This is a genomic window from Amycolatopsis sp. NPDC051061, assembly GCF_040682935.1.
Taxonomy (GTDB): domain Bacteria; phylum Actinomycetota; class Actinomycetes; order Mycobacteriales; family Pseudonocardiaceae; genus Amycolatopsis.
Map to the genome: position 1 here is coordinate 96,185 of NZ_JBFBBZ010000027.1, position 22,717 is coordinate 118,901.

General features: G+C 70.9%; 24 protein-coding genes. 23 read left to right on the forward strand and 1 reads right to left on the reverse strand.

From position 1 onward, the window contains the following. Positions 1 to 151: 151 nt before the first annotated feature. Complete coding sequence (locus tag AB0N03_RS31995) at positions 152 to 802, reverse strand: prepilin peptidase (protein ID WP_364379271.1); 651 nt, start codon at positions 800 to 802, stop codon at positions 152 to 154. 18 nt (positions 803 to 820) lie between these two features. On the opposite strand from AB0N03_RS31995, the gene AB0N03_RS32000 reads away from it, so the two are divergent. The 23 genes from AB0N03_RS32000 to AB0N03_RS32110 all read left to right on the forward strand — a co-directional run bounded on the left by AB0N03_RS32000 (position 821) and on the right by AB0N03_RS32110 (position 22,295). Then, on the forward strand, positions 821 to 1,459 hold the full coding sequence (locus tag AB0N03_RS32000) for a hypothetical protein (protein WP_364379274.1): 639 nt from the start codon (positions 821 to 823) through the stop codon (positions 1,457 to 1,459). Beyond that, positions 1,453 to 2,472: a hypothetical protein gene (locus AB0N03_RS32005; protein ID WP_364379277.1), complete on the forward strand. Its 1,020-nt coding sequence runs from the start codon at positions 1,453 to 1,455 to the stop codon at positions 2,470 to 2,472. Before AB0N03_RS32000 ends, AB0N03_RS32005 begins: the two co-directional genes overlap by 7 nt. Before the next feature lie 105 nt (positions 2,473 to 2,577). Then, positions 2,578 to 3,288, forward strand: coding sequence for a hypothetical protein (locus tag AB0N03_RS32010; protein ID WP_364379280.1), 711 nt, complete (start codon positions 2,578 to 2,580; stop codon positions 3,286 to 3,288). Continuing rightward, entirely contained in the window at positions 3,288 to 4,202 is a 915-nt protein-coding gene (locus AB0N03_RS32015; protein ID WP_364379283.1) for a carbon monoxide dehydrogenase maturation protein, read from the forward strand. The genes AB0N03_RS32010 and AB0N03_RS32015 overlap by 1 nt, the downstream gene beginning before the upstream one ends. Before the next feature lie 8 nt (positions 4,203 to 4,210). Next, positions 4,211 to 5,578, forward strand: a complete 1,368-nt coding sequence (locus tag AB0N03_RS32020; protein ID WP_364379416.1) for an ATPase, T2SS/T4P/T4SS family — start codon at positions 4,211 to 4,213, stop codon at positions 5,576 to 5,578. Further along, positions 5,575 to 6,507 carry a pilus assembly protein TadB gene (locus tag AB0N03_RS32025; protein WP_364379285.1) on the forward strand — a complete coding sequence of 311 codons (933 nt, stop codon included), beginning with the start codon at positions 5,575 to 5,577 and terminating at the stop codon, positions 6,505 to 6,507. The genes AB0N03_RS32020 and AB0N03_RS32025 overlap by 4 nt, the downstream gene beginning before the upstream one ends. Beyond that, the gene (locus tag AB0N03_RS32030) at positions 6,504 to 7,397 is read left to right on the forward strand and encodes a type II secretion system F family protein (RefSeq protein WP_364379288.1); all 894 of its coding nucleotides are present in this window, start codon (positions 6,504 to 6,506) and stop codon (positions 7,395 to 7,397) included. Before AB0N03_RS32025 ends, AB0N03_RS32030 begins: the two co-directional genes overlap by 4 nt. 66 nt (positions 7,398 to 7,463) lie before the next feature. After that, positions 7,464 to 7,661: a hypothetical protein gene (locus AB0N03_RS32035; RefSeq protein ID WP_364379291.1), complete on the forward strand. Its 198-nt coding sequence runs from the start codon at positions 7,464 to 7,466 to the stop codon at positions 7,659 to 7,661. A 59-nt stretch (positions 7,662 to 7,720) separates the two neighbouring features. Continuing rightward, complete coding sequence (locus AB0N03_RS32040; RefSeq protein WP_364379293.1) at positions 7,721 to 8,131, forward strand: TadE/TadG family type IV pilus assembly protein; 411 nt, start codon at positions 7,721 to 7,723, stop codon at positions 8,129 to 8,131. Between the two features lie 50 nt (positions 8,132 to 8,181). Continuing rightward, positions 8,182 to 9,174 carry a hypothetical protein gene (locus tag AB0N03_RS32045; RefSeq protein WP_364379296.1) on the forward strand — a complete coding sequence of 331 codons (993 nt, stop codon included), beginning with the start codon at positions 8,182 to 8,184 and terminating at the stop codon, positions 9,172 to 9,174. A gap of 62 nt (positions 9,175 to 9,236) precedes the next feature. Continuing rightward, positions 9,237 to 9,641 carry a TadE/TadG family type IV pilus assembly protein gene (locus AB0N03_RS32050; protein ID WP_364379299.1) on the forward strand — a complete coding sequence of 135 codons (405 nt, stop codon included), beginning with the start codon at positions 9,237 to 9,239 and terminating at the stop codon, positions 9,639 to 9,641. Further along, positions 9,638 to 10,123, forward strand: a complete 486-nt coding sequence (locus AB0N03_RS32055) for a pilus assembly protein TadG-related protein (protein WP_364379302.1) — start codon at positions 9,638 to 9,640, stop codon at positions 10,121 to 10,123. The genes AB0N03_RS32050 and AB0N03_RS32055 overlap by 4 nt, the downstream gene beginning before the upstream one ends. Positions 10,124 to 10,920: 797 nt before the next feature. Next, a complete protein-coding gene (locus AB0N03_RS32060) occupies positions 10,921 to 11,337 on the forward strand; it encodes a hypothetical protein (protein ID WP_364379304.1) in 417 nt (138 codons plus the stop codon). Positions 11,338 to 11,411: 74 nt separating this feature from the next. Continuing rightward, entirely contained in the window at positions 11,412 to 14,288 is a 2,877-nt protein-coding gene (locus AB0N03_RS32065) for a BTAD domain-containing putative transcriptional regulator (RefSeq protein WP_364379307.1), read from the forward strand. Positions 14,289 to 15,245: 957 nt separating this feature from the next. Continuing rightward, a complete protein-coding gene (locus AB0N03_RS32070; protein ID WP_364379310.1) occupies positions 15,246 to 15,563 on the forward strand; it encodes a hypothetical protein in 318 nt (105 codons plus the stop codon). 127 nt (positions 15,564 to 15,690) lie between these two features. Continuing rightward, entirely contained in the window at positions 15,691 to 16,860 is a 1,170-nt protein-coding gene (locus tag AB0N03_RS32075) for an AAA family ATPase (protein WP_364379313.1), read from the forward strand. A gap of 49 nt (positions 16,861 to 16,909) precedes the next feature. Next, positions 16,910 to 18,664 (forward strand): hypothetical protein, encoded by a 1,755-nt coding sequence (locus AB0N03_RS32080; RefSeq protein ID WP_364379316.1) that lies wholly within the window; start codon positions 16,910 to 16,912, stop codon positions 18,662 to 18,664. Between the two features lie 557 nt (positions 18,665 to 19,221). After that, positions 19,222 to 19,440: a hypothetical protein gene (locus AB0N03_RS32085; protein WP_364379319.1), complete on the forward strand. Its 219-nt coding sequence runs from the start codon at positions 19,222 to 19,224 to the stop codon at positions 19,438 to 19,440. 13 nt (positions 19,441 to 19,453) lie between these two features. Continuing rightward, positions 19,454 to 19,942, forward strand: coding sequence for a hypothetical protein (locus AB0N03_RS32090; protein ID WP_364379322.1), 489 nt, complete (start codon positions 19,454 to 19,456; stop codon positions 19,940 to 19,942). Continuing rightward, positions 19,939 to 20,757 carry a hypothetical protein gene (locus AB0N03_RS32095; protein WP_364379325.1) on the forward strand — a complete coding sequence of 273 codons (819 nt, stop codon included), beginning with the start codon at positions 19,939 to 19,941 and terminating at the stop codon, positions 20,755 to 20,757. The genes AB0N03_RS32090 and AB0N03_RS32095 overlap by 4 nt, the downstream gene beginning before the upstream one ends. Before the next feature lie 37 nt (positions 20,758 to 20,794). Continuing rightward, the gene (locus tag AB0N03_RS32100) at positions 20,795 to 21,145 is read left to right on the forward strand and encodes a hypothetical protein (RefSeq protein WP_364379328.1); all 351 of its coding nucleotides are present in this window, start codon (positions 20,795 to 20,797) and stop codon (positions 21,143 to 21,145) included. Next, complete coding sequence (locus tag AB0N03_RS32105; protein ID WP_364379331.1) at positions 21,142 to 21,483, forward strand: hypothetical protein; 342 nt, start codon at positions 21,142 to 21,144, stop codon at positions 21,481 to 21,483. The genes AB0N03_RS32100 and AB0N03_RS32105 overlap by 4 nt, the downstream gene beginning before the upstream one ends. After that, on the forward strand, positions 21,480 to 22,295 hold the full coding sequence (locus AB0N03_RS32110; protein ID WP_364379334.1) for a hypothetical protein: 816 nt from the start codon (positions 21,480 to 21,482) through the stop codon (positions 22,293 to 22,295). Before AB0N03_RS32105 ends, AB0N03_RS32110 begins: the two co-directional genes overlap by 4 nt. Positions 22,296 to 22,717: the final 422 nt, after the last annotated feature.

Here is a 22,717-nt window from a genome sequence, read left to right on the forward strand (position 1 = left end):
GCCCACCGGATCCGGGCTCGCCGCACCGGAGGCGTCGCGGCAGCCGATGCCGGCCCTCCGCCCCCTGCTGCGCGTCGCTCGTGTGAGGCCGCGGCACTTGCAGGTCGTGCGCCCGCGGACGGAGTCGCGAGGCCTCGTCGTTGCGGTCGGCTCAGCCGCCGATCAGGATCATGACGAGTGCGCCGCCGTACAGGCATGGCCCGAACGGCACTGTGGAACTTGCCCGCGTGGCGCCACGGTGTGCGCCGGGGACGACGAGCAACAGCAACGCCAGCACGGACGCCACCACCAGCGCACTTGCCACCTGCGGCCAGCCAGTCCAGCCGGTCACGGCGCCGACGACGGCCGCGACGACGATGTCCCCGGCCCCGACACCGCCACGGGTCAGCACGGCCAGCACCAGGACCAGACCACCGGCGGCCAACAGAGCGCCGACCGAACGCACTCCCGGTTCCAGGTCACGATGAGCCAGGCACACGACCCCGAAACCGGCGAACACACCCGCCAGCTGAGGCACGGCCAGCCGCCGCGGCAGGCGGTGCTCGCACCAGTCCACGACCGCCAACGGCAGACCGAGCACCGCCGCGAACCCGTACACCGCGAACTCGCCGCGATCACCGACCCGCCACGCCAACAGCGCCAACAGGACCGCGGTGACCACGGCACCCAGCCACCACGAACCGGCGATCTCACGCTTGTCCAGCAGCAGCCGACGAGTGACGCCGCTCGCGGCAGCGCCGAGCCCGAGCCCGAGGACGGCAGCGCCGAGGACCCACCACAGGCCGAACGTCGACAGCTGCATGATCCCTCCCGCTCGCGCATGATCACTCTGCCCGCCATCTTGCCTGGTTGCACCGTTGTCCCGCTCGTGCGCAACCGGCGGGGGAGCGCGCCGACGCGCGACCGCCGGCGCCTCATCGCTGTCACCGTTGCGGTACTCGGGTTCGCTGTGAGCGCCTGCAGCTCGGGCAGGGCCAGCGCTCCGGCATCCTCGGTAGACACCCGGACGGCCGGGGCAGCGACAGCCACCACCGCGTCGCCTGCCAGTACCGCGAAGCAGAAGGCAGTCGATGCCTACCTGGGCATGTGGCGCGACGTCGCCGCCGTCGCGGCCACGTCGGACTGGCGCTCGCCCCGACTGGCCGAGCACGCCACCGGCGACGCGCTGTCGGTGCTCTCGCGTCAGCTCTACGCCGATCACTACAACGGCCTGGTCAGCAAAGGCGCCCCGAGCAACTCCCCGCTCGCCCAGTCCGTCGACTCGCAGTACGAGCCGAAAACGGTCGTGATCACCGACTGCTCGGACGCGAGAACCTGGCTGACGTACCGGGCCGACACCGGACAACCGGCCGATGACGAACCGGGCGGCAAGCACCGGATCCATGCCGAAGTCAAGCTGGCCGTCGACGGTTCCTGGCGCGTGACCCGGTTCGCCGTGGACGGAACCGGATCATGCTGACCGCCGCCCGCCGACTCGGCATCGTCGCCGCTTCGGCGTCGGCGGTGATGCTGGTGAGCGTCGCGCCTGCGGTCGCGGAGGACTGGTACGGCGACGTCGACTGCGGACAGAGCTCCTACCCCGGCTGCGAGCTCGGCGCGGGCCAACGTGGCCATGACGCGCCCGCACGCAGGCCAGACCCCCGCCCCGGCGCACCGGAGCTCCAGGACGGGCAGCGCGACACACAGCCGCCGCCGGGCGACCGGATTGTCGATGGCGAGGACACCCGAGCGGACTGCTCGTACGTCCGCAGCGACTACCAGCCACCGTCGGACGGAATCCAGACCGCGAGCCATAGCTTGCACCGCTCGAGGGCCAACGGCATACAACTCGTGTCTCTGACGCGGACCCGTTCCACCGTTTCTCGGCTGGTCCAGGCACCTGGTCAGGGTGGGGCCTGGTACGTCTACCAGTGCTCCGGGCCGGGCTCGCGCGATGCGCTGTTCCGGGCGCCGGTGTGGATCGCCGACGGGCAGGCTCCCGGCGCGGCCCCGGTGCCCTCGCCGCAGCAGCTGGCTGAGCAGGCCCGCTCGCAGCTGCGGCTGCCCAGCCCGGTGATCGCGTCGAACCCGGCCGGCACGCAGCTGGTCCGGCTGCCGACGTGGCTGTCGCTGGACCGGGCGATGTGGCGGCCGCACTCGGCGACGGCAGCGGTGCCCGCGGTGTCGGTCACCGCGACCGCGACCCCGACTTCGGTGTCCTGGTCCACCGGCGACGGAACCACCGTGACCTGCACCGGTCCCGGCACCCCGTTCCCCGCAGGCACGGCCGCGCTGGCCGCTTCGCCCGATTGCGGACACACCTACCAGAGGTCCTCGGCCGGCAGCCCCGGTGAGCGGTTCCCGATCACCGCCACGGTGTCGTGGCGCGTCACCTGGTCCGGCGGAGGAGCCACAGGCGCCTTCCCAGACCTGACCACCAGCGCTGCCGCCTACCTGCGGGTTGCCGAAGTGCAAGCTCTCGGCACCGGATAGGTCCCGCCCGTCGTACCCGGACCATTCGGCCTTTCTTTTCGTGATCCCGTTTCACGCCCATCGCAGATTGCGTGACACGGGCGAACCGTGCCTGGAGGACCTCCGATGACCAGCACCGACACTCCCGCGCGCGGCCATGAGCCGGTCGGCAAAACGACACCGGCGTCGTGGCTGGACCGCACCGGCGCACCCGCGACACCGACATCTCACCGCGGCAACCGGAAAGTGCCGAATCTGGCGGCCGGGGTGCTACTCGTCGTTCTCTGCGCTGGCGGAACCGTCTGGTGGACCACCAGCACCCAGGACCGGACGCCGACCCTGGCCATAGCCACGCCCGTGGCTGTCGGGCATGTGCTGACCAGCGCGGACTTGCGTACGGTCGACGTCTCCGCATCGCCGGGCACAGCACTCGTTCCGGCCGACGAGGCTGCCCGCGTCCTCGGCCGGCCGATGGCGACCAACCTCGGGACCGGTGCCCTGTTGACCCCGGACGCCGTCGGCGCCGCACAGCTGCCCGCCGCCGGCCACGCGATCGTCGCAGTCGCGGTCAAGCCCGGACAATTCCCACCGGCAGTGACCGTCGGCACACCCATCACCGTGATCGTCACCGTCGCCTCCGCGCAGCCCACGAACGCCGTGCCGGCGCCGGCGCCGGGAACGACCTGGCGCGCCATCGTTGTCGGTGTAGCACCGGCGGCCTCGGACCAGACCGTCGTGGTCTCGCTCGACCTCACCTCTCCCGACGCCGTGACGCTGGCGCAGGTCCCGGTCGGCCAGCTGGCCCTGGTGATGCAGCCTGCCGGCGGTGGCCGCTGATGCTGATCGCGTTGTGCTCGGTCCATGGTTCCCCGGGTGTGACCACTTTGGCCCTCGCCCTCGCCGCACACTGGCCCGACGTCGCCCGCACCCGTCGGCTGATCGCCGAGATCGACCCGGCCGGCGGCGACCTAGCGATGCGGTTACAACTCCCGACGACACCAGGACTGGTGAGCCTCGCAGCCGCCGCACGCCGGCAGCCTCGCCCCACGGTCGTGTGGGAGCACACCCAAGTGCTGGCCGGTGGGGCCCACGTACTGGTCGCCCCGCCCGGCAGCGGGCACACGCGCGCCGCCCTGCACATCCTCACTGGCGCCGAGCACCAGCTGTTGCCCGCCGCCGCCCGCGAACCCAGGGTCGTGGTGCTCGCCGATTGCGGACGGGTCGATCCCGGCACACCGGCCGAAACGATCGCACGCCAAGCGGACGCTCTCATACTCCTCACGGGCACCCGCGCCGAGGACCTCGCCCACACAGCGGCACGGCTGAGGGAGCTGGCCCGCTGGACACCACGTCCTGGCCTGCTTCTCACTGGCCAGGGCTACCCGACCGCCGAGGTCGAGCGCGAGCTCGGCGTGCCGGCCATCGGGCGACTTCCAAACGATCCTGCAGCCGCGGCCACGCTGACCGGTCGTCGCCTACCCTCCGCGCACCGCCGCCGAACCGGCGGACTGGACCGCCATGTCGGCGCGCTGGCTCGCACTCTGGCCTCGCCCACAGCTGCCGTCCGGCCGCCAACGACCACGGTCGCGAGCGCTGCAGACGGAACGTCGGCACACCACGGCGTGAGCGGCGACGCAACCGCTCACCCGTCCCGCGCCGACCTCACTTCTCGGCACATTCGCCCACTGTCGGGTGACCTGCCCGATGGCGCTAGCCCATCGCCCCCGGCCGGGACGGAGCCACCTACGTGACCGCGAGCATGCACCCCACCCCACCGTCCGGGGCTGTCGCCGAGCCCGTGGACGCTGCGTTCCGGCTCCACGTCCGGCTGCGGCAGGCACTCACCCTGAACTTGCCCGCACGCGTCGAGGCGGTGACCCGCCCGGGTGACGGCCCGCTGCCCCTGCCACGCCGGCGGGAGATCGCCCGCGAGGTCCTCGCCGACGCGGTCGCCGCGCACAGCGAGGCCGAACTGGTGGCTGGCCGGGAATTAGTCGACTCCGGCACCGAGGAGCCGCTCATCGAGCGGGTGCTGGACGAGGTGTTCGGCCTCGGCGGTCTGCAGCCGTTGCTGGCCGATCCGACGGTGGAGACGATCGCGGTCAATCGCTACGACCGGGTCTTCGTCCAGCACAACGATGGCCGCCGCACCCAGGCCGCCCCGGTGGCCGCCTCGAACGACGAACTGACCAACCTGATCCGCGCACTGGCCGCGCGGGCGTCCTCCGAGGAGCGCCGCTTCGACCGCGGCTCACCCGCGCTGAACCTGCAACTGCCCGGCGGCGAGCGGCTCTTCGCCGTGCTGGGCCTGACCGCGGGCGGGGTGACTGCGTGCACGATCCGCCGGCACGGCTACCTCACCGCCACCCTCGCTCAGCTGCGCCGCCGCGGCACCCTCGACGTCGGATTGGAACGGTTCCTGCGCGCGCTGGTACGCGCTCGCAAGAACGTGCTGATCACCGGCGGCACCGGCGCCGGAAAGACCACGATGCTACGCGCCCTGGCTGGCGAGATGGACCCGCTGGAACGGCTCGTGACCATCGAGGACGCCTTCGAACTGGGGCTCGGACTGGATCCCGAACGGCACGCCGACGTCACCGCGCTGCAGGCCCGCGAACGCAACGTCGAGGGCGAAGGTGCCGTCGATCAGGCCGAACTGGTCCGCTGGGGACTGCGGATGAGCCCGGACCGGGTGATCGTCGGCGAGATCCGCGGGCCCGAGGTCATCCCGATGTGCAACGCCATGTCCCAGGGCAACGACGGCTCCATGGCCACCCTGCACGCCTCCAGTTCGAAGATCGCGTTCACCCGGCTCGCCTCCTACGCCGCGCAAGGCCCGGAGCGGCTGCCGCTGGAGGCGACCGCGTTGCTGGTGGCGAGCGCGGTGCATTTCGTCGTGCACCTGGACCGCGCCGCCGACCGGAGGACGCGGGTGATCGCCTCGGTCCGCGAGGTGGTCGACGCAGAAGGCGGGGCGGTGATCTCCAACGAGGTCTACCGCCGTGGCCCGGACCGCCGCGCGGTGCCGGTGGCCGGGGCGTTGCGCACGGACACCCTCGACGATCTCGTCGCGGCCGGATTCGACCCCGATCTGCTCGCGCGCCCGGACGGGTGGTGGACGCCATGAACGTCGACACCACCACGATCGTCGCCGCCACGCTCGGGGCAGGGACTGCCGCCGGCGTGCTGCTGATCATCACCGACTGGCCACGAACCACGTCAGGAATGACGGTGCCACGTGGAAGCCGGCTGCGTCGTGCCGTCCGCCGCTTCGCCGGCGATCGACGCGCGCTGGCGCGCCTGACCGTGGTGGTCGCCGTGGGCGCCGTAACCGGGGCCGCAACGGGATGGGTGGCCGGCGCCGTGCTGGCGGCCGCAGCGGTGTGGTTCCTGCCCCGGCTGGTCGGCCCGGACCGCGCTCACGCGCGGCGGGTCGCCCGGATCGAGGCGATCGCCTCGTGGACGGAAATGCTGCGCGACGTGCTCGCGGCGGCGGCCGGGCTCGAACAAGCCATCCTCACCACCGCCCCGCTCGCCCCCGCGGCGATCCGCGCCGAGGTCGCCACACTCACGGCGCGGCTGGAAAGCGGGCAGCGCCTGGCGCCAGCACTGCGAGCGTTGGCTCGCGAGCTGGACGACCCGAGCGCCGATCTCGTCCTCGCGGCCTTGATCCTCGCCGCGGAGCACCAGGCCCGCCAGCTCGGCGACTTGCTCGGGTCGCTGGCGATCACCGCCCGCGGGCAGGCCGCAATGCGGATGCGGGTCGAGGCCGGTCGGGCGCGGACCCGCACGTCTGTGCGGCTCATCGTCACGACGACCGTCGCGTTCGCCACCGGGGTCGCGGTGTTCAACCGCGCCTACCTCGACGTCTACGACACCGCCACTGGCCAAGTGGTCCTGTTGCTCATCGGCGGCCTGCTCGCCGCCGGATTCGGCTGGCTCGCCCGCATCGCCGTCGGCGGGGGACCGGTGAGGGTCCTGGCGTTGGACGCGCGCGGTGCGACCGGAGCGCGTGACGGCGGCGAGACCGTCGTCGACGGAGGTGGGCCGTCGTGATTCCCGCTCTCGCCTTCGGCGCTGGTGCCGGCGTCGGCTTGTGGCTCGTACTGACGTGGGTCCTGCCGCCGCGCCCGGCGTTGCGTGACCGGCTCGCTCAGATCCGCGCACGACCGTCTGCCGCGCCGATCGTGGTCGCCGAGGATGTCGCGTGGGTCGCCGTGTGGGGCCGGATATTCGTGCCCGGCCTGCGGATGCTGGGCCTGCCCGGCGCCACGATCGACAACGATCTGCGGATCACCGGCCGCGGCACCGACAGCCACCTCGCCGCGAAAGCCCTGCTCGCCGTAGCCGGGCTGCTGGCGCCGTGGCTGCTCCAAGTCCTCCTGGCCCTGGGAGGGCGGTCGCCGGGTGTGCAGGTGCCGCTGCTGGCCGGGCTGACGCTCGGCGTACTCGGCTTCCTGGCACCCGATCTCGACGTTCGTGCCAAGGCGACCCGGATGCGGCGCGAATTCCGCAGCGCGCTCTCGGCGTTCCTCGACCTCGTCTGGATCACCCTCGCCGGCGGCGCCGGCGTCGAGGCCGCACTCACCGACGCCGCAGCGGTCGGAGCGGGCCCGGCGTTCGGCAAGATCCGCCGTGCTCTACGCGCTGCGCAGCTGACCCGCACCACGCCGTGGGCCACGCTGCGCAGGCTTGGCGACGAACTCGGCATCAACGAACTGGCCGAGCTCGCCGCGTCGATCTCCCTGGCCGGCACCGAAGGCGCTCGCGTGCGGGCATCCCTGGCGGCGAAGGCACACGCGCTGCGCACCCATCAGCTCACCGACGCCGAAGCCGATGCCCATTCCGCCACCGAACGTATGGCTCTGCCGGTGACGCTGCTGTTCCTCGGCTTCCTCGGGTTCATCGCCTACCCGGCGGTGACTCAGATCCTTAATGGACTCTAGCTGGGTTCAGCGGCCCACGCCGGCTGCGCGAAAGGTATTGCACGACAACGGAAAGAGGTCGAAGTCATGTTGCACCACGTACGGACCTTCTGGGAATTGATGCGAGCACGCATCACCCTGTTGCGCGCTGAGCCCGAGCGCGGAGAAATCACCACCACGGTCATCGTCACCGCGCTGATGGCCATCGCCGCGATCGTCATTGTCGCGATCATCGTCGCCAAGCTCACGGCGAAGGCGGCATCGATCGACCTTGGGCTCGGCTGACGATGCTCGCCCGATTCATCCACCAGCGCCGCCGGCAGCCACGAGACCGCGCTCGCCGGGTGTGGACCCGTCTCCGGCAGGCCGTGCGCGGAGACCGTGGCGAGGTCACCGTTGAACTGGTCATCGCGACTCCGCTGCTGCTGCTGGTCCTGCTGGCGATCATCCAGTTCGCGGTGTGGTCGCACGCCACGCATGTCGCCCAGGCCGCCGCCTCCGAGGCGCTGGCCGCCGCCCGCACCCAGGACGGCACCACCGGCACCGGACTCGTCGCCGGCCGGCGACTGCTCGAGGACCTCGCTGCTGGCCCACTGCGTAACCCCGACCTCGAGGTGTCCCGCGGCGCAGACACGGTGTCGGTAAGTATCAGCGGCGAGGCCACCGCCGTCCTGCCCGGCGTACACCTGCACGTGCATGCCGAAGCCTCAGGCGGGACTGAGCGTTTCGTGCCGGACACGGCCTCCGCACCCTGACTTTCCTGCTCACGCAGAAGATCCCGGCTCCAGGGCCGAAAGGACACCCGATGACCCGCGACACCACCACCAGACCGTCCACGCCCGTGGTCACGGGCTTGTTCCCCGACGGACCGGACTCCCTGCTCATGAATCCCGCTGTCCCCGATCGACGATGGCGCGACGAGTGTGTCCGTGCCGGACTCCCGCACCGAATTGTCCTTACCGGACTTACAGGGGCTGCCATCGCGGTGTTCGCTGCGCTTGCGGCCCGCTCGGGTGCGGGTGCCGTAGCGGGAGACGCGCTCGCATTCGGGATTCTCACTGTCGGCGCGAGCGTGGCGGCCGGGTGGCGCCGCGCCATCCGGGTGATGGTCGATCACCGTCACGGCGCGGCCAACCCGTGTCGGCTCGACCGTGTGCGAGGCGAGTTCTTCCTGCGCAGCAGAGATTTTGCCGATCTCGGTGCGCTGGTCGCCGCGGGCGTGCGGGAGCTGATCGCTGGTGTGGACGAACTTCACCGCAGCTGGGGGCGAGCCTGGTTCGATCCTGTGCTGTGCCGTGAGGTGCACGAGGTGGTGTGGGAGACGTTGGCTGCGCTGGAGCGCACCCGCGGGGCCCGCAGCCTGGCACAGGAACTCGCGGGCGACCCGGATGCCGAGGTCGGTGAGCTGGCCGCCGCGGCGCGCGAGGCGGTCGCCGCGATCGACGAGGCCTTGGCTGAGGTCGTGGGGCATATGCGCGGCTGCCTCGCGTTGTCGCGGGCGTGGGAGGCGAAACTCCGGCACGCTGACCTAGCCACCCGCACCGACCGCACCCTCGCCGCCGTGCCCGGGCGCGACCGGGTGCGGGCCCTGGGGCAGCGGGCGGAAGCGTTGCCACGGAACCTACACGCCTACCTCACCGCGGCTCGAGATATCACGCAAGCCGGAGCGTTCCCGTGGGAGCGGCCGGCATCGTCGTGGCTACAGGTACCGGGCAGCCACGCGGCCGCCGGAGGAGCCGCGACTCGTCGTTTCCCATGGTTTCGCGGCAGCGAGCCCGACAAGCCGAGGCCGTCGTGACGTCGTCGACGCCGACACGCGAGAGGGCGCGGCGGCGGTGGTGGAGTGCCGAGCGCGGTTCGGTGACCGTCGAGGCCGTGCTGCTGACCCCGCTGCTGGCCGTGCTCCTGGTGTTCGTGGCCGTCGTGGTGCACCGCGGCGTCGATGCCCGGCTGCGGCTCGACGACGCCGCCCACCAGGCCGCCCGCGCCGCAACCCTGCAACGCAGCACTCCCGCCGCCACCACCGCCGCACAGCAGACCGCGAGCGCCGCGCTTGCCCACGCCGGGGTCGTGTGCCGCCATGTGGCCACCACGATGACGGGAACGCTCGCCCCCGCCGCGACGATCACGGTCAGCGTGCGCTGCACCGTCGACCTCGGCCAGGCCCTGCTCCTCGCCGTGCCCCGCGAGAAGACCCTGAAATCGACGGCCAGCGAGGTGGTCGACGCACAACGCTCGGCCCCCGCGACCGGAGCGACGCCATGACCCGCCACGGAAACGACGGCAGGTGGGCTGCGTGGTGGCGCGCCGAGCGGGGCCAGCTCTCAGCGTTCGTGCTGGTGCTGCTGATCGGGCTGCTCGCCCTGGCTGGCTTGAGTCTGGACGGCGGCCTCGCGCTGGCGAGCAAAATCCGCGCCGGCGGAGCGGCCGAGTCCGCCGCCCGGGCCGGCGCCCAAGGTCTCGACCTCACCGCCTACCGCGCCACCGGAGCCCTCCGGCTCGATCCCGCCTTGGCCCGGGAGCTCGCGCAGCGGTACCTGGCGAGCATCGGCGCCACCGGCACCGTCGCGGTCGCCGGGGACACCGTGACCGTCGAGGTCACAGCCACCTACCGCACCCAGCTGCTGTCACTGATCGGTGTCGAAGACATCCACACCCACGGGCACGCTGCCGCACACCCACAGCGCGGGATCACCGGCGAAGACCGTGAGTTCGCGAATTCCGATGGGTCGATGGGTGGGAACTGACGTGCGGACCGTTCAGACGAGCGTAACTGAGGGCTTCGTTTGGCGAACCCTGTGGTGGGCGTCCTCGCTTGCCACCGTTGGTGGATGCTCAGCCGAGAAGGTCACCGGGACGGTGGTCAACGTGATCCCGCTCGCGACGTTTACGGTGCACGCCGAAGCCGTTGGACCCGTGGAGAAATTCACGGCAAGGAATGCGGGTCCTGGGAGCTGGCAGCATGTCGGTCCCTGAAATGTGCTCATTAGCCGAGTGTTCGTTGGCGCCTGTCTCGTTGTGCTCTTGTGGCGTGGGTAAAACCTGTCAGGGCACGGATGATCGCAGGACGCTCGCTGGGTTTCGTGCCACGCAGAGCTATGGCAAGGAGCAGTACCTGCCGCACGACCATGCCTGCCGTTGCGAGCGCACCAACAATGCCGACGCTCTCAAGCATGATCGCCTCCTGGTGTCGTGGACCAAACGTTGTACACGGAATGAACTGTCACCCGTTCACCTAAATTGGCGTACGGCTGCACGTGAACGGAAGGTGAACGCTGGCAAGTCTGGGGTCAAGAGCACATCTACCGTTACCGTTCTGAGGCCAACGAGCGCCCCGATGTGCGTCTCGCTGCGTGTTGTGCTGTCGGCGACTTCGACGAATCCGTCGGAAACCTCGAGCTCTGTCGGGTTCTCCAGGCGATCGAGTAAATCCAATCCCACCAGCGCAACGGCTCGACCTCGGCCTGAGTTCGCTCCACGAACTCACGGCAGTTCAGGCAATCGAGCCCTGACGCAGGGCGACACCGAGACAAGGAGACACGGCATGGTCACCTCGGAGAACGAGATCAACCGCCGCATCGAGGAACGCGATGCCGAACGCAGCGCCCGCCGAGCCCAGGCGGCCACCGTCGTGGGCCAGATGGCCCGCCGGCACACCGAGCTGGCCGGGCAGCTCGCCCAGCTCGAACGTGAACTCGGGAAAGTCCTGACCGAGGCCGGTGAGGTTTTCGACGTGGCCGAGCTGGCGCAGGTCACCGACATCCCCGTCGCTGACCTCACCATCTGGCTCGACCACGCAGCCAAGCCCGCCCGCAGCGGCAAACGCACACGCCCACGGGTGAAGCCCCAAGACGCCGGCAGTAACAGCACGTCGGTGGCCACCGAGCCGCGTGCCGCACGCACCGCGCTAACGGCGCCGACCGAGTCCACCGGAGCCGCGGCCGGGTCGGCGAGCAGCTGATGGTCCGCCGGACACCGATCACGCGCACCGTCCGGCTGGTGGGTCTGGGCCTACGGGGACTGCTCGCGCTCGGCGTGCTGGCTGCGCTGGTGGCCGGACTGCCCTGGGCGCTCATCTACGGCGTCGGGTGGCCGCTGCCGGATCATCTGCCGAGCTCCGACGAGCTCGGGGCGGTGCTGATGGCACCGATGTCGACCACTCTCCTACTCGACATTCTCACGTGCCTGTTGTGGGCGCTGTGGCTGGTGTTCGTCTTCGACGTCGCGGCCTGCGTCCTCGACGTCGCACGGGGCGCCCGGTGGCCGCATCTGCGCCGGCAGGCAGGTCCGGTCCGGCGCGTCGCGACGGTGCTCGTCGGTGCGCTGCTCGTGGCGGTGCTGGGCCGCACCGCCACCGCCGCACCATCAGCTCCTACCGATGCCGCCCGCTCTGTCAGCGCCGCATCGGCGGCCGTGATCAGCCCAGCCGGGCCCACACCAGTCGCCGACGAGTACACCGCCAGCCGATCGCCTGCGCTGTCTACTCCTGCGGGGACTGAGCGGGTCCGGCTGCCGGAAAGTGGTGTGCACGACTCGCTGTGGCGCATCGCGCAACGCTGCCTGGGCGACGGGGACCGGTGGCCGGAGATCTGGTCACTCAATCAGGGCAGCGCCCAGCCCAGCGGACGCGTGTTGACCAACCCGCACCTGATTCACCCCGGCGACGTCCTCCGGGTCCCCGCCGCCGGCCACGTGGCCGATTCTCCCGTCTCCCCGCCGCAACCGTCGGGCCCGGTCCCTGCCACTGCGGAACCCGAGATCGAGCCCGTACCCGCGGTGCCGGGCACGATCACGCCGCTGCCTCCCCACCCGGCCCTTGCCGAGGTGAACGCCGGTACCGACAGAGCAACGGACCGCGCCGCCGGCGGCGCGGTGACGTGGGGCAGCGGTGAGGTGTTCATCGGTCTCGGCCTCGCCGCTGGGGTCAGTGCCCTGGTCCTGCGCGCGCGGCGCCGCCGTCAGGCGCGCTACCGGCCCGGTCGCGGCCGAGGTGACGACGACATACCGGTCGCGCCCGTGGTGTATCAGCTGCGCCAGGCGCACGTGCGCGCGCAGCACCACGACGAAGACACTGCACTGGACATCGAATGCGAGTCCGACGGCGCCCGCGATCCCGGGGCCGACGTCCCCCTCGTTCCGCTGCACCGTCGTGAACCCGTTCACCGAGACAACGAGGGCCACGTGCAGGTGCTTGTTCCTCGCAGCCGGCGCGTGGTCGCCGCCGCGCCCACCGGTACCGGCAGCGGACCGGCGACGCCACCGTGGACGGTCGACATCGCCGTCCACACGACCGCGCCGGGCGCCGCCGCCGGAACCACCAACTCCGCAGCGGGCGAGGTGACCCCCGTCGCCCTCGACCTGGCTCGCGTGCACGGCCTCGGCCTGGTCGGGCCCGGCGGCTACGCCGCGGCCCGCGCGCTGCTGCTCACCATCCTCACCACCGCGCGCGAGAGCACACCGGCGCCGCAAGTGCACGTACCCGCCGCCGACCTGACCCGCCTGCTGGGCGTGCCCGGGCCCGTGACGGATTTACCGCAGACGCTAGGCGTCGTGGCCGACCTGGACACTGCGCTGTCCGCCATCGATGGCCCGGAATCATCCCGGCCCGCCGTCCTGATCGCGACACCGCCCGGCGAACCGGGGCGGCAGGCGCGGCTGCAGCACCTGCTCGACAACGAGGCCCAGCACGGCGTCACGGCCCTGCTGCTGGGCCAATGGCGGCCCGGGGTGACCGCCTACGTCACCGCCGCCGGGATCATCTCCGCGACCGACCCCGGGCTCGGCGAACCCTTGCGTGGCACCCGCAGTTTCACCCTGCCCGAGACCGCCACCCGCGACCTACTGAGCTTCCTGCACACCGCGCAAGCCCCCGACGAACCCGGCGACGCGAACTATGACCGCGACCGTGGCGGCCTCGTGTCCGAGCGTGCGGCGACACCATCACGTGTCGACCCGGCCCAGCCCGATACAGGTCCGACCGCGCCCGCTCGTCTGGAAATCACCTCGGACCGCCCCATCCCGGAGCCGGCTTCCGCCGACGCCGGTGCACCTGACCGCGATCCGCGCACGCTGCCGGCAACGGCCGGCGCGGACCCGGCGAGCCCCGCACCGCTGAGATTGGCGGTCTTCGGCACTCCGGCCCTGCACTGGCATCGCGACCCGGACCGACCTGACACTGGCAGGCGCGACCTGTCCGGAGGGCTGAGCAGCCGGCCGGTCGAACTGCTGGTGTTCCTCGCAGTACACCCTGGCGGAACGTCCCGGGACGGGATCGTCGACGCCTTGTGGCCCGACCAGCCGCCCCGCAACCCCGCCAGCGTTCTGCGCACCGTCGTCTCCCGGATCCGCCGCACGCTCGACACCGCCACCCACGGCGCCGTCGGCGACCTGATCCTGGCCGAGCACGGTCACTACCGGCTCGATCCGGCCGTCGTCGAGGTGGACTACTGGGGCTTCGCCGACGCGGTCACCGCCCGCCGAATCGCCACCACGCCCGAGCAGCGCACCGGCGCCTACGAGGCCATCGTGGCGCACTACGGCGGACAGATGGCCGAGGGACTGGATGCCGAGTGGCTCGTCGCCGCCCGGGAAGCCACGCGGCGTGACGCACTCGAAGCCGTCGCTGCGCTCGCGCGCGCCCGGGTCGAGGACGACCCGGACTACACCCTGGACCTCCTGGAAACCGCGCGCAGCTTCGACCCGCACAACGAACTGCTCTACCGCGACATCATGCGCATGCAGCACGCTCTGGGCCGGCACGACGGAATTTCCCGCACTCTCACACTGCTGCAGACCCGCCTGGCCGAAGTCGACCTGAGGCCCACCGCAGACACCATCGACCTCGCCCGCCGGCTACGCGAACGCGAGACCGGGATACCGCTCGACGATCTCTCCTCGCCCGCGGTGCCGTGAATGTCCACGCCGACGGTTCTCGTGCACACCGCGGCAACACCGCCATCGAGACGTCGATCATGTGGACCAAAGGTAATTAAGCGGAACAGCGAAATACCTCGATATCGTACCGCGACCGTGGTCGCGCCGATGTTAGCGTCGACTGTGGCAGCCCCCCTCGACGAGGCCGAAGAAAAAGAATCCCGTGTGTACGCCACTCTATTTCACCGCGATGACGTCACCGCTGCGCATCACGCGTCGCGTGCCGCCCTCGCGCGCCGCGACTGCGGCACGGTTCCGTGCACACAATCTCGGCTCCGTGTGTGACGCCGGAGCCCTGAGCGCCGCGTGTCACCCGTACCAGCGGTCACCCGCTGCAATCGGGGCGCGGAAGGTCGATGCAGAGGGTGACTGCCATCCGGGGGGCCGTTGCCCCTGCCGATCCGCCTCGTTCTCCGGTATCCGCCTAAGGCGGATCCCCCCGTCTCGGACGTTCTCACAGCTCATGAACCCCGCAGGGGGATCCACCGGTGTCCCAGACTCGCTTGACACCAAGCAGGTAAGCACATCAGGCCCGGCACCGATGTCATGCAGTTTTGTCCACGGTTCCCCGCTTCTCGCCAGCGCCCTCTCGTCGCCTCATGCCCTTCTTGCCTTCCGTATCTATTTGTATTTATCCGCGGCCGCACCTCTGGCCGGCGTTCCCGTTTCCGAAGCTGATGACAGCTGTCTGGCCTGCGCAAACACAACAGGAATTCCCATTGACTGCGGCGAAATTCGGCCACAATTACTCAAAATTGCCCGCGAAAACTATTGCGCGACGCACCGGGATCGAGTTACGTTTGTTGCGTCACCGGGAAAGCTGGAAACGCAAACGGACCCCATTCTGAATCTGAACTACCAAACCGGGATATCGGAAAGCCGTCAATTCACGATCGGGGAGCACTGCGCCCCCGCCAGTCGCGAAAGGAACCACCGATGACCACGCCGTCAACCAGTTTGATCCCGGGCACGACACCCGCCGCAACGGGCGCGGTGCGGATTCGCAACGGCGAGGCCCGCCGCATTGTCGACGAACAGCTGCCCGAGACCGTGGTCCGGGTCATCCCGCTGATCAGGGCACGGCTGTTCATGCCCGACGACGTCGCCCCCGACGAAGGCCACGTGGCGGCTGAACTGGCCGCGCTTCCCCCGGTCGGCACCCGGATTCTGCACGACGGTGTCGAGTACGTCGTGGGCGAGATCCTGCAGGAAACCGGCAACGTCTGGGTGTCGGTCTATCTCGACTACGTGTGAGACCGCCGCAACTCTGCCGGGTCACCGCCACGACAACGCCACCGCCCCGGTGTGAACCGCCGCTCCGTCCCCCCCCCCCGCCCCGGCACACCGTGCCCGTCTTGCTTTCGTGAAAGGACCCGACACCATGACCACGCCAGCCACTACTGCGGCCCCGGGCAGCGCGCCCGCCGCCGCGGGCGCGGCCAACCGACTGCCGGGCGGCGAACTCCGGCGCAGGGTAGCCGAACAGCTCGCCCGCACCCCCGCCGCCGCACTCACCCCCGGCACCATCGCCACCCGGCTCGGCGGGAAGTCGTCCGGGGCGGTCGGGAACGCACTGGCGACGCTGGAAGCGCGCGGCGAAGCCGAAAAAGCCGGAACCAACCCGCTGACCTACCGCGCGACCGCCACCACCGCCGACGCCGCGCGAATCGCCACGGTCACCCCGCGCGGCGCCACAACCGCCCCCGCTCCCGCACCGTCGGCGACCGCCGCACCGCCCCCACTTCCCGCGCTGGTGACCGGACCGGTGCGCCGTCCCAACGGGCAGATGTACCACCCGCGCAAACTGTCCGACCTGTCGGATGTGACCGCGCTGCGGCGGCTACGGGACGCGAACGTGTCCGCGCTGATGTACGGGCCACCCGGGACCGGGAAAACCTCGGTGGTGGAGGCCGCCTTCGACGACCTCGTGACCATTCAGGGCGACAGCGACACCGTGACCGACGACTTCGTCGGGTCCTACACCCAAACCCCGGACGGGCGGTACGAATTCGCCTACGGGCCGCTGGTGACCGCGATGCGTGACGGGCGCGCGTTGTTCATCGACGATGCCACCCTCATACCCCCGACCGTGCTCGCGGTGGTCTATCCCGCGATGGACGGACGCCGCCAGATCATCATCAAAACCCACCAAAACGAAGTGGTCGACGCCGCGCCCGGGTTCTACGTCGTGGCCGGACACAACCCCGGGGTCCACGGTGCGGTCCTGACCGACGCGCTCTCCTCCCGGTTCGCCGCGCAGATCCACGTGTCCACCGACTACGAACTCGCCACCAAACTCAAGATCAACGAGAAAGCGGTCCGGGTCGCGAAGAACCTCGCCGGACGGCAGGACAAGGGCGAGATCGGATGGGCGCCGCAGTTGCGTGAGCTGATCGCTTTCAACCGGATCGCCGACGTGCTGGGCATCAAGGCCGCCGCCGGAAACCTGATCGGCATCGCCCCCGAGGAGGACCGGGACGTGGTCGCCGAGGCAGTGCGCAACATCTTCGGTGCCGACGTCGCCCCGCTGTCTCTCGGCGCGCAGTTCTAACCCGCACCACCACCGACCCGCGCGCACCGTCGCCGAAAGGACCCACCAGATGACCGCCCACGTAGCCGCAGCCGCGTCCACCCCCACCGCCGTGTTTCCCGCCGCCACCGGATGGCTGACCCTCTCCGCCGCGTTCGGCGACGAGGTCCCCGCGATCGCCGACCGCGACGATCTCGTGGTCACCGTCGCCCCCGGGGCCGGACACGGCGCGCCGGCCTGCTTTTTCCCCGACCTCGCCACCATCGAGGTCGACGGCACCCACCTGGACCCTGGGGTCGACCCCGCCACGGTCGAACCCCACCGGGTCGGGGACCGCAAGCGTTACCGGACCATCTGGGGACTGCTGACCCACGAGGCAGGTCACGCCCACTTTTCCCGCTGGCGCGTACCGCAGGGCGCACCCCCGGGCGCGGCGGCCGCTGCCGAGGCGTTGGAAGAGACCCGGATGGAGGCGCGACAAGTCCAGTACCGCCCGGGGGACCGATACTGGCTGCGCGCCAGTGCCACCAACCTGATCCTCGCCGACACCCACGCGGCCGACCCCGCCGCCGCACCGCAGATGACCGCACAGGACGCCGCGCGCAGTGCCGCGCTGTTGCTGGCCCGGGTTGACGCGGGGATCCTGACCCGCCGCGAAGTCGTCGCCGTCGACCGGGTGGTGCGCGGCATTCTCGGAACCAGCACCCTCGCGAAACTGCGCCGTATCTGGCGCACCGCACACCGGACCTCCGACGACGACGCCACGCGGATGATCGAACTCGGGCGCCGCTGGTGCGACGCCATCGGTACCGACCCCAACCAGCCACCCGGCACCCCCGACCCCAGCGCCACCAACGGGAGTGGGAACGGCACGCCGTCGCCCTTGGCGGGCGCGATCACCAGCGCAGCCGCCGCGATCGCTCACGCCGTCGCCGCCACGCCCGCCCCCACCGACCCCGTCACCCAAGCCATCGACGCCCGCGCGGCCGACGAGAAGGCACGCCAGCAAGCACAGGACGCGGCGAACGCCGTATTCGGCGGCGCCGGAACCGGGTACGACCCGACCGCCCGCCACATCACGGGCACCCGTGCGCCGAGCGTCACCGAACAAACCGCCGCGCGGCACCTCGCCCACGCGCTGAGCACCGCCGGACACCGGGAACGCACCGCCACCAAAACCCGCTCGACGGTGCCACCGGGACGGTTGCGGATGCGCGGCGCGATGACCGCCGACGCCCAACGCGCGGCGGGCGCGATCCCCACCGCCGAACCGTTCACCCGGACCACCCGCAGCGTCGTGCCCACCCCGCCGTTGCGGCTCGGCATCATCTGCGACGTCACCGACTCCATGCGTGCTTTCACCGGGCCAGTGGCCTCGGCGGCCTGGATCCTCGCCCACGCTGCCCGCCACACCGCCGTACCCGCGACCACCGCCACCGTGGTCTTCGGTGCGGGCATCGTCACCCCGATCACCCGCCCCGGGGCCACCCCGGCGAAGGTGATCACGTTCGGCACCCACATCGGCGGGCACGTCATCGACACCGCGATCAGCGCCCTCGACGGCGCCCTCGACCTGTCCCGCCCGACCGCCGCGCGGCTGCTGGTGATCATCTCCGACGGCAACTTCGAGTACGAAACGCGGAAACCGGGCCAGACGATGCTCGACCAGTTGCGGGCCAGCGGGTGCGCGGTGCTGTGGCTGGCACCCGACAAGCCCGGCACCGACCCGATGCACGGCGCCACCGTGCACACCCTGACCGACCCGGCCACCACCGCCCGCGCCATCGGGCAGGCCGCCACCGCCGCCCTGCGCACCACCCGCTGACCCGGTCCGCCCCCGGGGGCGCCGCCCCCGGGAACCACCGACCCACACCACAGGAGCGACGGTATGAGCACCACATCGGCCACCGCCGACCCGACCGTCCCGCACGACGCCGTGACTCTCGTGCCCGCCATGGCGGGCACGGGTGCCCCTGCGCAACCCCGAGAGCACGTGGGCCTTCGTCATCACGACGGTAGGGCTCACCCCCCTCGGGTGCCGAAGCGGTCCGGCTGCCCGCGACCCCGATCCGGGCCACGGCGCAGAGGGCGCCCCCGCCGAATTCCACGGCGACCCCGGCCATCACCCGCACTGCCCCCACGCCACCGGCGCCTAAACCCAACCCCCGGTTCCAGCACACGACCACCGAAAGGACCTCAGGGGATGACGACGACCACGACAACGGCACCGGACAACCCCGCCACGTCATCTCCACTCGTCACGAAGCACTTGACCGGGTCGCCCTCGACGCGATCCAGAGTGCTGCCGCGACAACCGGTTCCCTGTCTGCCCTCGCCCAGCCAACCATTCCCATCACCCGCCGCATAGGCAAGGAGAAATCCATGCACGACAGCAAGACACGGCTCTTGTGGACCGTGCTCGCCGTGCTCCTGCCGGGGCCCTGGACTCCGGTGATCGTGCTGGCCTACCTGCTCGGCCACGCCGCCGAGCGCGACCAGAGCACCGCCCACCGCGAGTGGGCACCGCCCCACCGGCCGCCCGATCCCTACGCCTGCGTCCCGGCCCCCGCACGACTCAACCCCTACGCGCCACCACGATAAGGGAGGACAACCGATGTCGAGCTACACCGACTTCTACCTCGGTCGCGGCGAGAACGCCGCCTGGATCGGGTCCCTGCAGGGAGAGTGTTTCCCCGACAACTTTCTCGCCGTCGCGCCGCTGCGGCTGGGCCTGACCGCGACCGATGCACGCACCTTCCGCGCGGCGGTCGCCGACACCCTCGACGTCTGGGTCGACGAACGCCTCGGCCGGGCCTACCACCGTGAACTCGGCTGGCCGTGGCCCTGGTACAGCAGCCACAACAGCAGCTGGATCATCGCCTTCGATCCCGACTCCGAGTCGGTGTTCGTCACCGTCGGCGGCGGCGTCCGCTGGCACCGCATCGACCCGCACGACCCGCGATTCCCCGAAGGTGACGACCCCCTCGGGCCGCCCGACATCCGCGCGTGGGTTCGCGACCCGGCCGCCCCGCCGTCGGTACCCATGCCATTGATGCGGGAGAAACCCGCCGACATGCCCACCCTCGGCGGTGACGCCCGATGAGCTACGCGACCACCCACGACTTCTACCTCGGACGCGGCCCGGGCGCCGACTGGATCGCCTCGATCGACCTCAACCACTGCGCCTGCACCAGCCTCGCCGCCATCGAGCGAGCGGGCACTGCGGAGGAGTTCCGCCGGCGAGTCGAGCGACTCTGCGCCACGATCCACCGAGACGAGTCGGGCTACGCCACCAGCCCGCCCGGCTCGAGCTGGCCGTGGCTATGGCCGACCAGCCACGGCACCGACCTCACGTACGCCTTCGACACGGGCGCAGTCTGGACCTGCCAGCGCGGACAGCGATGGTCGACGCGGGCAGGCCAGTACGTCCCGCCCGGACCGGACGAGACCCCGGTGGCGTTCCCAACCGGTCGTGATACCTGCGGCTACACCGGGATCGCCGCCGCCGACACCACCTCGCGCCGCTACGGGCCGCTGCTAGGCCGGACTCACTGGTATCACCTGCCGGACCTGGGCATGCGGATCCTGGCCGACCTCACGCTGCCACCGAGCCCGGGAACCCTGCCCGAACTCGCTGCGCTGCGCCAGCAGTTGCCGCAGCATCTGCGCTACGCAGTCACCGCCGACACCTCGGCGGTCGAGCTGGAGATCCAGGTCCTCGGCTACCGCGACGGCGACCCCGCCGCCGAGCCCGCCCGCGACGCCCTGGCCAGCCTGCCAGCCCTCTACGGGTGGACCGACCCCGATGGCGGCCCACCGCGCTTCGGTGCACGCGTGCTCATCGCCGACGACAAGCGCAGCACCTCGCACCCGGTTCTGGCCGACCACCACGTCCATGCGGTCCTCACCGCCCACTGACCTCACGCCGCCATCACCACCGCCGACAGAGGACACCATGCCGCCGAACACCACACCCACCGCCGCCAACGCGGCTCGTAACCCGGAGCCGTGCAGCGCCGCCGAACACTGCGCCGCCGCCGAGGCCCTCTTCGCCCGCGCCCGCGCGCTGCACCCGACGCGCAGCAGTCGCGCCGTCGACCAGGACGAGTACCAGCGTTGCCTCGAATGGGCGCACCTGTACCTGCGGCTCGCCGAGATCATTACCGCAGGAGCGAACTTGGCCGCGACCCAGCTGAGGCTCAAAGCCGACGGTCTCCGGATGCTCGACTTCCACGCGGCCTCGGAGGCCTATGGCTGGGACGCCTTCCTCGGAGAGCGACACGACACGACGAGGAGGTCGCAATGACCGCCCGCCCCACCAGCGCGAACGCAGCAGCGTTGGAGCCGTCGTGCCCGGACTGCTACGTCGGGATCGGCCAAGTCCACCTCGAGGGCTGCGATGTGGCCCGCTGTCTGGCCACCGGGCAGCAGCGCCTCGGCCACGCCCGGTCGTGCCAATGCCCTCGCGACGTCTGGACCGGACGGTGGCCGGGAGAGGTCGAGTGCGAGGAGTTCGGCTGGATGCTGGGCCCCGGCCTACCTGACTTGAACCGCCTGCTGACCACCGCGACTTGGGACCCCACCGCGCACCGCTGGACCCGGTCTGCCGACGACACTGCGACCGTCGAAGGAGACGTTCGATGAGCACCCTTGCTACCGCGGACTTGACTGCGGGCACGCCCCTCGCCGCCGGCGAGAATTGGATCGAGCTCGTGCCCGCCGTTCACGCCGAACCCCATCAGGTCAGTTTTCCTGCTGTGATTGAACCTCGCCGCCACCACGGTTTGTGGGTGCGGCCCCGGTTGCGCCGGGAGGTCGCCGACGCGGTGTGTGAGTGGCTGAACGTGGTGTACCCGATCGACCCGGACTGGTACCCGCTGGCCCGCTTCGAGGACGACCAGCTGGTGGTCTTCACCGGCGACGCAGCGCGCCACCGTCACGAGATCGGCCCCGACGTGGGCGGCCGATACCCGCTGGGAGAGCTGGGCCGCTGGTTCCTCTCCGCCCCGACCCGTGCACGCCGTCACCGAACGGTGGCCGCGCGGAACCGGCGTCTCCAATCCCCGGGTGAGGGCGAAACGCTGGTCAGCTACGGACCCGGGACGCATGCGCGGAGCGTGTTTCCGGCCCGCGTGGAGTCCTGTGCGGCCGCCGGGGGACGAGTTGTGGTGTTCCGGCCCGAGATCGCCCAGGCCGTGGCCGAATACTGCACCTCGGCGAACCAGGAGTTTCCCGATGACTATCCGCTGGTGTACTTCGAGGGCGGCACCCTGGTTCACGTCCACCAGCACCACCGCGCCCGCGACGGCTACCTGCCCTGGCGGATCGACCCCGGCCCGGACGGTGCGTATCGCGTCGACCGCGACGAGTGGCCCTTCGACCTGCTGCCCGGAAAATCCGAGGGAATCGTGCACGCCTTCCGGGCGATCCGACCCACGGGCGAGAAGCGGCCATGACCGCACCGCGCTTGTCGACGAGCGGGGCGCCAGCAACGGCGAGTACCACCTGCTCGAACGCCTTCACCACCACGGGACTGACTAAGGTGATGGCGGGTCCTGCACTCCGCGGCCCGCTCCCGCTCGGTGATTGAACGCCTCGCCCGTCGCCGCTGGGGTCCCGCTGACCCCGAGCTGCCGGCCTGGGCGTCGGCGCAACTTGCCACGACCAGCACAGCGGCCACAAGCGTCGCTTCTGCCTGGTCCTGCACACGGTCAGCGATCGCTCCGCCGCAGGTCTGATTACGTTCGCGGCCTTCGACCCGTTGTTCGCGGATGACGACTGCACGAGTTGTTCTCGGGCAATCCGCGGACTCCTCGCCGCTGACGAGTACGTCGGCTTGGGTTGGGGTTACGCGGAAGGCGCCGCCGGCAGGGGGCAG